This window comes from Enterococcus sp. RTP21361st1_A6_RTP21361_211029 (assembly GCF_040910045.1).
GTDB lineage: Bacteria > Bacillota > Bacilli > Lactobacillales > Enterococcaceae > Enterococcus_D > Enterococcus_D gallinarum.
The window spans coordinates 1-9,527 of the sequence record NZ_JBDGBK010000108.1 but is presented as its reverse complement, the minus strand read 5'-3'; the positions used below and the strand labels follow the sequence as shown (position 1 = coordinate 9,527).

The window sequence follows — 9,527 nt, the reverse complement described above, 5'->3', positions numbered from 1 at the left end:
TATTCTTCGGCGTCACATCTTGCTGCATTTTCTCATCCAACTGGAGACGACGGTAGCGATTACGTAAAGCTACTGCAACAGATTTCTTGGCACTAGTTTGGCCAACAATGTATTGATCTAATTCTTTGACGATTTCTTTTGGTGATATATTTTGATTTGTCATAGCTTCATCCCTCTTTAAAACTCTTCAACAATAATGTTGTGATTGGTAAAGACACAAATATCAGCGGCGATATTCAATGCTCCTTCAGCAATTTCTTTTGCAGAAAGATCACCGCCGTAACGTTTCATCGCTCTGGCTGCAGCGAGTGCATAATTGCCGCCAGAACCGATAGCCAAAATCCCTTCATCGGGTGAAATGACTTCTCCTGTCCCAGAAACCAAGAGCATTTCTTCCTGATTCATCACGATCAGCATTGCTTCTAGTTTCTGCATCGATTGCTGTGTCCGCCATTCTTGCGCTAACTCAACAGCAGCACGTTGTAAGTTGCCGTTGTATTCATTGAGTTTTCCTTCAAATTTTTCTTCCAGTGTGAAAGCATCTGCCACACTTCCAGCAAATCCAACTACGACTTCACCGTTATAGATTCGGCGTACTTTGCGTGCCGTCCCCTTCATGACGACTTGTTCTCCCATTGTTACTTGACCATCTCCGGCCATTGCGAATTTGCCATCTTTTTCAACAGCACAAATCGTTGTTGAATGAAAAGGTGATTTCATAATTTTTTCCTCCTGTCGCCAATTTTTAAGCTCTTGGATGAAATTGGCGGTAATTTTTTTGCAAGCTATCTTTTGTGACATGGGCATAGATCTGCGTCGTAGATAAGTTGGCATGGCCTAACAATTCTTGAACGGTCCGCATATCAGCCCCGTGATTTAATAAGTGAGTGGCAAATGTGTGCCTCAACATGTGGGGGTGGATCTTGCTGTCCAAACTACTTTTGCGAATGATTTGATTCAACACATACTCAATCCCCGTCGCTGTGATTCCGTCACCTAAATGATTGACGAAAACAATCTCATGCCGTTTGTGGTGTTTCTCCATCAACTGTTGGCGTCCAGCTGAGACATAGTCTCGCAACGCTTCTTGCGCATAGCTGCCAAAAGGAACATAACGATCCTTGTTTCCTTTCCCATGGATCAACAATACACCATTCTCCCAATCAACGTCTGACAAGGTTAGGTTGCTGCATTCGCTGACCCGCAGTCCGGATCCATACAGGATCTCCAACAAAGCTCGATTTCGTTGCTGCAAAGGTTCGTGCCCTTTTACACTTTCAAAAAGTGCCTCCATTTCTTTTTCATAAAAAAAACGCGGTAATTTTGCGTTCTTTTTCTTTAAGTGAATATAAGCGAATGGATTTTCTTTAATGACTTCGTGTTTCGTTAAAAAGTGATAGAACGACCGCAAACTGGCCATTTTACGGCTGATCGAATTGCGACTGTAATTGCGCTCATTCAAAAAACTAAGGTATACTCTGACGTCACGGTGATCAATGGCAAGAAAGTCTTCATTGCCAGACTCTTTTAAAAAACGAAAGAAATCCTCCATGTCTTCTTGGTAAGCAGACTTGGTCTTATCAGAATAGCCTCGTTCAACAATTAGATAACGAAAAAAATCATTTTGAAGTTCGTTCTCCGGCAAACTAATCCCCCATTTCATGACTCGAAATAACTGTATCATAGAGTTTTAAAAAAAACAAACGAATTGTCAGAATTTAACCAATATTTCAAAGTTTAGACATAATTATGAAAATTCTATAAGGGAGAATTTAGAAAAGATCCGCAGGTTTCTCGAAGCTTTTTTTGATTGTTATGATTTACACGAAAACTTGCGAAGGACTTGCCCCAAATTCAACTTGGCATATGCTTTGCCTCCAGTAGCTTCTCACTGTGAACTAAGTAGAACTTGCGTTCCACTCTTTCCAGAGTCAGCCGTAGAAAATTCTTTCAAGGTTGCTACCCTCGCTTTGCTCCCCGCTGCTCATCATCAACTCTGCCTTGCTTCGCAAGCCACTCGTTGTGATTCGCAGCAAAAACGCACTCGTTTGAGTGCGTTGTTTGGGTTATTCGATTGGTTGGGTGTCATTGTCTGTGTTTGATTGATTTTCTACTGGCTTTTGGCTTTCGATGGCTGCTACTAACTCTTTGTTTCCTTGTTTAGTAGACATGGTTTGATTAATGAGATTGACTAAATCGAGGCCAGTTGTTTCTTTGATAGTATCAAATGTCCGTGCCAAGCCGGCTTCTCCCATGTCGTGGAGTCCGTCGTTGCCTCCAAAGCTGACCACTTTATCGATGTTGCTAAGTGGCGCATTAACTTCTTTGGCAATTTCAGGTAATACTTTGATGAATTCCATCAAAATACCTGCTTCATTCAGTTTAGTTAAAGCAATCGCCATTTTTTCGCGACTTTCGGCTTCTGCTTGACCGACTTTAGCGATTCTTTCAGCATCTGCCGAACCGAGTTTTTCGATTCTCTCTGCTTCTGCTTGGGCAGCTAGTTTCACTTTTTCAGCCTCTGCTTGGGCACGAGCAATTTCTCTTGCTTTATCTGCCAAGGCATTTTGTTCTACAACATATTTATCGGCTTCTGCTTTTTTACGGACTGTAGCATTCAATTCTTTTTCCGTCAGTTCAGCTTGCTTTTCTTGGATCTCGATGTTCTTTTCTTGTTCGATCAATTGGACTTTCATTTTTTCGCCCACAGCAATCTGTTCTGCTTTAGCATCTGCTACTTCCCGTTCTTGTTTGTATTGTGCTTGTTTCAATGCCATATCTTTCGTTGCTTCTGCGATTTCCGTTTGGCGACGAATTTCCTCGTGCTGTGCCAACTGTTCATTTTCGGCTTGCTTGATTCGTGTTTCTCTTAATGCATTTGATTCTGCAACTTCTGCATTCTTCTTCACTTCAGCAATCTGCGGTCGTCCTAAGGCATCTAAGTAGCCGTTACTGTCACTAACATCTTTGATTGTAAATGAAACGATCTCTAATCCCATTTTTTTCAAGTCGGTAGATGCGACTTCTTGCACTTGTTCCGCAAAATCATCTCGATTTTTGTAAATTGCTTCAACGGTCATTGTCCCTAGAATCGCCCGCAAGTGGCCTTCCAGTACTTCTTGTGCTTCATCTTCCAACTCGCCGGTTGATTTGCCTAAGTATTGTTCTGCAGCTGTTTTGATCGATTCCGTACTGTTACCAACTTTAACTAAAACCGTCGCACTTGCTTTGATCGGTACCCCTTGTTCGGTATAAACTTCTGGTGTGCCAATTTCAAGTTTATGCGTCAGTAAACTCAATTTATGTGCTTTTTGAACAATTGGGATCACGAATGTTCCGCTATTTTTTAAAATCTTGATGCCTTCTTTACCTAAAAATGACCCCGTTACGATCAACGCTTCATCTGGCTTGCCGATTCGGTAACGAATCATTAAAAATGCGATCAATAACACGACTAAAACGATGATCCATAAAATTGGATTACTTAAAAAATCTAATGCATTCCCTGTATCTAACATTTTCCAACACTCCCTATTCAATAAAATTGCGGTTTTCTACCACTAAAGCAATACCTTTTTTGTCAAAATCAACAATAATCACTTTGGTTCCGACTGGTAATTCTCGCTTTTCTCGAATATCCTCTTCTTTATAGAACTTTGCCGGATAAACAGAACGCGCTGTCTTACTGCCAATCTCCATCACTTCACCGAGGGTATTTCCGACGATCTTTTCTGTCAATTCACCAATCAAAAAATCTTCATGACCAAGAACATTGCTACGATTTTTATCTGTCAAGCGATTGAAAAGCCACATAAACGGGCCTAGCAACAAACTGAAAAGCAGAAAAACGGCAAATATCAAAACAAATAGTACAATCAGCCAGCCCACTATTTGAATATAAGATGGAAACTGCTGCAGATACTCTTGAAGCAATGTGACCCATTCCCCAATCACGATCGTCACCACCTTCGCTATTGTTACTGTTAATCATATGATAACCGCTACCAAGTTTCAAGACAATTCAAAAAAAAACTTTCTCAACAATTTCTCGTGAGAAAGTTTTCGACAATTAATTTGCAACTGTTTCTTTGGCAGCCTCTAAAGCTGTAAGCGCACGATTAGCCAATGCCTCATAACGGGATTTTTTATCTTTGATTCGTTCGGGCAGTTCAGGAAGCAAGCCAAAATTGGCATTCATTGGTTGGAAATGTTTGCCTTCTGCATGCGTAATGTAATACGCCATGCTGCCGATTGTTGTTTCCTGCGGAAAGATGATTGGTTCTTCCCCTTTTGCAAGTTTTGCTGCATTGATTCCAGCTACTAGACCGCTAGCCGCACTTTCAACATACCCTTCTACTCCTGTCATTTGACCAGCAAAAAACAAGTCATCACGTTTGCGAGATTGATAGGTTTGTTGCAGAAGTTCTGGCGAGTTCATGAAACTATTCCGATGCATTACACCATAGCGGACAAATTCAGCTTGCTCTAATCCAGGGATCATCCGAAAGACCCGTTTTTGTTCTCCCCATTTTAGATGCGTTTGGAAACCTACAATGTTGTACAACGAGGCAGCAGCGTTATCTTGACGCAATTGGATCACTGCATAAGGCCGTTTGCCTGTCTTAGGATCTTCCAAACCAACAGGTTTCATTGGTCCAAACAACATCGTCTTTGGACCACGAGAGGCCATCACTTCAATTGGCATACAGCCTTCAAAGAATTTCTCTTTTTCAAACTCTTTCAAAGGAGCGACTTCGGCATTTACCAAGGCTTCACGAAAGGCATAAAATTCTTCTTCGTTCATCGGACAATTCAGGTATGCTGCTTCTCCTTTGTCGTATCGTGATTTCAAGTAAACTTTATCCATATCAATAGTTGATTTATCAATGATTGGCGCTGCGGCATCATAGAAATAGAAGCCTTCCGACCCATTGAATGCTTGAATCGCCTTGGATAACGGTTCTGAAGTCAATGGTCCAGTAGCGATTACCGTAATTCCTTCTGGGATTTCGGTGATCTCTTCTTCGATCACTGTTACCAACGGATGTTCTTTCACCCGCTTTGTAACTAATTCAGAAAAATCGTCCCGATCAACGGCTAGTGCACCACCAGCCGGAACCGCTGTCTGATCGGCCGAAGAGATAATAACCGAATTCAAGCGGCGCATTTCTTCTTTCAAAACACCTACTGCATTGGTTAAATTGTTTCCTCTAAGAGAATTTGTACAAACAAGTTCCGCAAAATTATTCGTATGATGGGCTTCTGTCGTTTTCTTAGGACGCATTTCATACAAATTGACAGCCACTCCTGCCTCAGCAGCTTGCCAAGCAGCTTCGCTTCCTGCTAATCCAGCACCAATTACATTGATTTTTTTCATACTTCGTCTCCTTTATAGTAAAAGAGTCTGTGCCAAAAGTCATCAAAACAAAAAATAACCCTTACATTGGCAGATGCTGATCTTCAGATCACCGTTTGTCTCTGCTTATTTTTTATTCTATTCCTTGTGTCACAGCTCTGTTTTTTGAAAAGGAACGCAGAAGTCTGCTGTCTCTCAGCAGATACTTCTTGCGCTCACTTCATTTTTTTATTGAGAGGTCAAAAACGATCGATAGCTTACTTTTGAACATCTTCCTCATAATCACCTTTGATACAAACGACTTGCTTGCCGCCTTTGACTTTCTTTTCAACCAAATAGTTGTCACATTTTGGACAGTTTCTGCCTACTGGTTTATCCCATGACGTAAAGTCACATTCTGGATAGCGTGTGCAGCCAAAGAAAATTCGGTTCTTCTTGGATTTTCTTTCAACAACTTGTCCTTGGTGACAAACTGGACATTCCACTCCGATTTCTTTGACGATCGGTTTTGTATTTCGACAATCTGGAAAATTGCTACAAGCATAAAATTTTCCATAACGACCTAGCTTGATGACCATTGGATGACCACAAATATCGCAATCGAAGCCAGCGGGTTCATCTTTTATCTGGATTTTCTCAATATTTTCTTCCGCATTGGATAATTCTTTTTCAAATGGTCGATAGAATTGGTCCACGACTTTGATCCATTCTTGTTTGCCCGCTTCAATACTATCTAAGCTGCTTTCCATCTCGGCTGTGAAATGGGTATCGACGATTTGAGGGAAGAATTCCTCAATCAACGAATTAACGATTTCTCCCAATTCAGTTGGTTCAAAACGTTTTTGAGTTAATTTAACGTAATAGCGCCGTTGGATCGTTTCTAAAGTTGGTGCATAAGTCGATGGACGCCCTACACCATTTTCTTCTAAAGTTTTGATCAACGTTGCTTCGCTAAAACGAGCAGGTGGTTGTGTGAAGTGTTGTTTTGGTTCGATAGAGATCGACTGAACAACGTCCCCTTCGTTTAATTCCGGCAAAATATTCTCTTTGTCTTCTTTGCCGTCATCTCGTCCCTCAACATACACTTGCATAAATCCTTTAAATTTGATTTTGGATCCGTTAGCTATGAATATGACGCCATTCTGCTGTAGCGTCACTTTCATTGTATCCAAAATCGCAGGAGTCATTTGGCTGGCTACAAAACGAGACCAAATCAAGCGATAGAGTTTCAACTGATCTTTGTCCAAGTACTTTTCCATTTCTTCTGGTGTACGCATGACGCTTGTAGGACGTACAGCCTCGTGGGCATCTTGCGCCCCTTGTGCATTCTTGATTTTCTTGCCACCATGAGCTGAAAAAGCTGAGCCATAGGTTGTTTCGATGAATTCCGCCGCTTCTCCTTTAGCTGTATCCGCGATCCGTGTAGAATCGGTACGCATATAGGTGATCAACCCCACCGTTCCTTGCTTGCCTAATGGGATTCCTTCATAAAGCTGTTGGGCTACCATCATTGTTTTACGTGTACGGAAATTCAGTTTGCGGGCTGCCTCTTGTTGAAGACTGCTGGTTGTAAAAGGAGCCGAAGGATTGCGCTTTCGTTCTTTCTTTTCTACCTTGGTCACTTGGTAATCTTTGCCATCTAAACGATCGGTCACTTCTTTGATGCTTTCAGCGTTTGGTAGTTTTTTCTTTTTACCATCTAGCCCCCAGAAAGTCGCCTTGAACTTTTTCGTTGCTTTTTTAAAGTTGCCATCGATACTCCAGTATTCTTCAGGTATAAACTCGCGGATTTCTTTTTCGCGATCAATGATGATTTTCAATGCTACTGACTGAACACGGCCCGCACTCAATCCTTTTTTGACTTTGCGCCATAAAATTGGACTAATTGAATAACCTACCAGACGGTCCAATACCCGACGAGCTTGCTGCGCATCTACTAAATCGACATCAATCGTACGAGGTTCTTTGAACGCAGCTTTAACTGCATCTTTTGTGATTTCATTAAAAACGACCCGGTTCTTTTCTTTTAAATCTAGTCCTAGCAAGAAAGCTAAATGCCAAGCAATAGCTTCCCCTTCTCTATCCGGGTCACTTGCGAGATAAACTTTTTCTGCTTTTTTAGCTGCAGAACGAAGGCTCTTGATGACATCGCCTTTGCCGCGAATCGAGATGTAATGAGGTTCATAGTCATTTTCGACGTCAATGCCCATTTTGCTTTTCGGCAAATCACGAATATGTCCAACACTCGCAACAACTTTATAGTTGCGCCCGAGGTATTTTTCAATGGTTTTCGCCTTTGCTGGCGACTCCACGATCACTAGATATTTATATGCCATATAAAAAATGGCTCCTTCCTTCATTTTTTCCTACTATAATATATTCGGCAAACAATCCACTTGCTTTCCAAACATCCAAATCGTAGCTTATCATAGCTTTCAGAAAAAGTTTTGTCAAGAAAGGATCATCATAAGTTCAAAAGCCTAAGGCAATTCTTCTAAGATATCTTCTGCTGTCAGCGTGCATTTTGCTCCATCTTGAATCAACTGATGACACCCCTTTGATCGATCGGTCAAAGCTTCTCCAGGCACGGCAAATACATCCTTCCCATTTTCTAAAGCCAACTGTGCAGTAATCAAAGAGCCACTCTTTTCTTTGGCTTCAATCACACAAACTGCCTGTGCGATTCCCGCAATCAGTCGATTCCGCATGGGAAAATGATGTTTATGCGGCAATGTTCCTCGCGAATATTCACTAACCAGCAAATGTTCCTGCTTGATCTGAGAATAAAGACGTTGCGAACTCTTAGGATAACACTGATCCAGTCCCGTTCCTATAACTGCAATGGTTTGTCCACCACTTTCAATCGCTGCTTCATGGGCGAAACTATCTAATCCCTGGGCAAGGCCGCTAATGATCAAGTACTTCTTTTTCACTAGTTCCGGAATGATTTTTCTACAAATCTGCTGACCGTAGCTTGTCGCTTGTCTAGCACCGACAACAGCCAGTGAAGGCTTTTGGAGTAATGCCAGATTTCCTTCGTAAAAGAGGATCAATGGTGGATCAGCGATTTTTCTCAGTGCAGGTGGGTAGTCTTTTGAAAAAAAGGTGATAAATGACTGGTCGGCCATTTTTTCCGCTAAGTCACTCTCTGTCAACTGATGCCACGACTGTTGAAAACGACGAATATTGCGTGTGATCCCTGTCATTTGAATAACTTCTTCAGCCGTTATAGTCCAATTTTCTTGTGCGAGGCAGCCTTTGACCACCTGCCACTGACTTTGAATACCGACTCCTTGTACAAATGACAAGCGAAGGAGGATTTTATCGAAGGGCGTACATTCCTGATAGTACATAAAACAACCTCATTTCTAAAGAATCTCACTAATAAGATTCGTAAAAATGAGGCTGTTTGATGAATTATTTTACATACTGTTTTACTGGTGCAAACGTTTTGCGATGGATAGGACAAATCCCATGGGCAGCTAATCCTTCTAAATGGGTTTTCGTACCGTAACCAGCATTTTGATCAAATCCATAATGAGGAAAAACACCATGATAATCTTTCATTAAATTATCCCGAAATACCTTAGCCATGATACTTGCAGCAGCGATAGTGATCGACCGCGCATCCCCTTTGATCAGACTGGTCTGAGGAATATCGGTATCAAGCGTCATAGCGTCCACCAATAAATGCTCTGGTGTAATCGATAAGTCAGCTAGCGCTCGTTTCATCGCATTCTTACTGGCTTGATAAATGTTCACACGATCAATTTCCTCATGATCTGCAATACCGATGCCAATCGCTACCGCTTTATTTTGGATCTCAATAAATAATTCTTCTCTTTTTTTCGCAGAAAGTTGTTTCGAATCATTCAAGCCAATGATCCCGCAATTCTTCGGTAAAACCACTGCCGCGGCAACTACAGGCCCAGCTAACGGTCCCCGGCCGACTTCATCTAAACCGGCAACAAACCGAAGCCCTTTCTGATAGAGTTCTTGTTCAAATACAGACATTTCTGCATATTTTTCTTGCATTTGTCGCTGTTTACGCTGCTGATTTTGATACTTGGTAATCAGCTTTTGGACACCAGAGCGTTCGTCTGCCATCAGTTGAGCCACATAAGCCGGGTCAACCTCCTCGGCAAATAGTCGCTCTTTGATAGTTTTAATC

At 41.7% G+C, this 9,527-nt stretch carries 8 protein-coding genes and 1 pseudogene; all 9 read right to left on the bottom strand.

The annotated features are described in order from the left end of the window. Positions 1-163, bottom strand: a pseudogene (locus tag AB5Z52_RS14660) (HslU--HslV peptidase ATPase subunit); the annotation flags it as partial. A gap of 14 nt (positions 164-177) precedes the next feature. Further along, entirely contained in the window at positions 178-720 is a 543-nt protein-coding gene (gene hslV / locus AB5Z52_RS14655) for an ATP-dependent protease subunit HslV (protein ID WP_003126982.1), read from the bottom strand. Between the two features lie 25 nt (positions 721-745). Further along, positions 746-1,663, bottom strand: a complete 918-nt coding sequence (gene xerC, locus AB5Z52_RS14650; RefSeq protein ID WP_005472287.1) for a tyrosine recombinase XerC — start codon at positions 1,661-1,663, stop codon at positions 746-748. A 403-nt stretch (positions 1,664-2,066) separates the two neighbouring features. After that, complete coding sequence (locus tag AB5Z52_RS14645; RefSeq protein ID WP_005472286.1) at positions 2,067-3,518, bottom strand: flotillin family protein; 1,452 nt, start codon at positions 3,516-3,518, stop codon at positions 2,067-2,069. Between the two features lie 13 nt (positions 3,519-3,531). Further along, positions 3,532-3,957, bottom strand: coding sequence for a hypothetical protein (locus tag AB5Z52_RS14640; RefSeq protein WP_034704773.1), 426 nt, complete (start codon positions 3,955-3,957; stop codon positions 3,532-3,534). A gap of 112 nt (positions 3,958-4,069) precedes the next feature. Next, a complete protein-coding gene (trmFO, locus tag AB5Z52_RS14635; protein WP_003126978.1) occupies positions 4,070-5,377 on the bottom strand; it encodes an FADH(2)-oxidizing methylenetetrahydrofolate--tRNA-(uracil(54)-C(5))-methyltransferase TrmFO in 1,308 nt (435 codons plus the stop codon). Positions 5,378-5,613: 236 nt separating this feature from the next. Further along, positions 5,614-7,692 (bottom strand): type I DNA topoisomerase, encoded by a 2,079-nt coding sequence (gene topA, locus AB5Z52_RS14630; protein WP_117474597.1) that lies wholly within the window; start codon positions 7,690-7,692, stop codon positions 5,614-5,616. Positions 7,693-7,836: 144 nt separating this feature from the next. Next, entirely contained in the window at positions 7,837-8,709 is an 873-nt protein-coding gene (dprA, locus tag AB5Z52_RS14625) for a DNA-processing protein DprA (protein ID WP_117474598.1), read from the bottom strand. 64 nt (positions 8,710-8,773) lie between these two features. Further along, positions 8,774-9,526, bottom strand: coding sequence for a ribonuclease HII (locus AB5Z52_RS14620; protein WP_368266974.1), 753 nt, complete (start codon positions 9,524-9,526; stop codon positions 8,774-8,776). Position 9,527 lies beyond the last annotated feature (1 nt).

Coding starts and splice junctions, on each gene's coding strand:
- topA (WP_117474597.1), bottom strand. CDS start 7,692: ATGGCATATAAATATCTAGTGATCGTGGAGTCGCCAGCAAAGGCGAAA.
- AB5Z52_RS14645 (WP_005472286.1), bottom strand. CDS start 3,518: ATGTTAGATACAGGGAATGCATTAGATTTTTTAAGTAATCCAATTTTA.
- trmFO (WP_003126978.1), bottom strand. CDS start 5,377: ATGAAAAAAATCAATGTAATTGGTGCTGGATTAGCAGGAAGCGAAGCT.
- xerC (WP_005472287.1), bottom strand. CDS start 1,663: ATGAAATGGGGGATTAGTTTGCCGGAGAACGAACTTCAAAATGATTTT.
- dprA (WP_117474598.1), bottom strand. CDS start 8,709: ATGTACTATCAGGAATGTACGCCCTTCGATAAAATCCTCCTTCGCTTG.
- hslV (WP_003126982.1), bottom strand. CDS start 720: ATGAAATCACCTTTTCATTCAACAACGATTTGTGCTGTTGAAAAAGAT.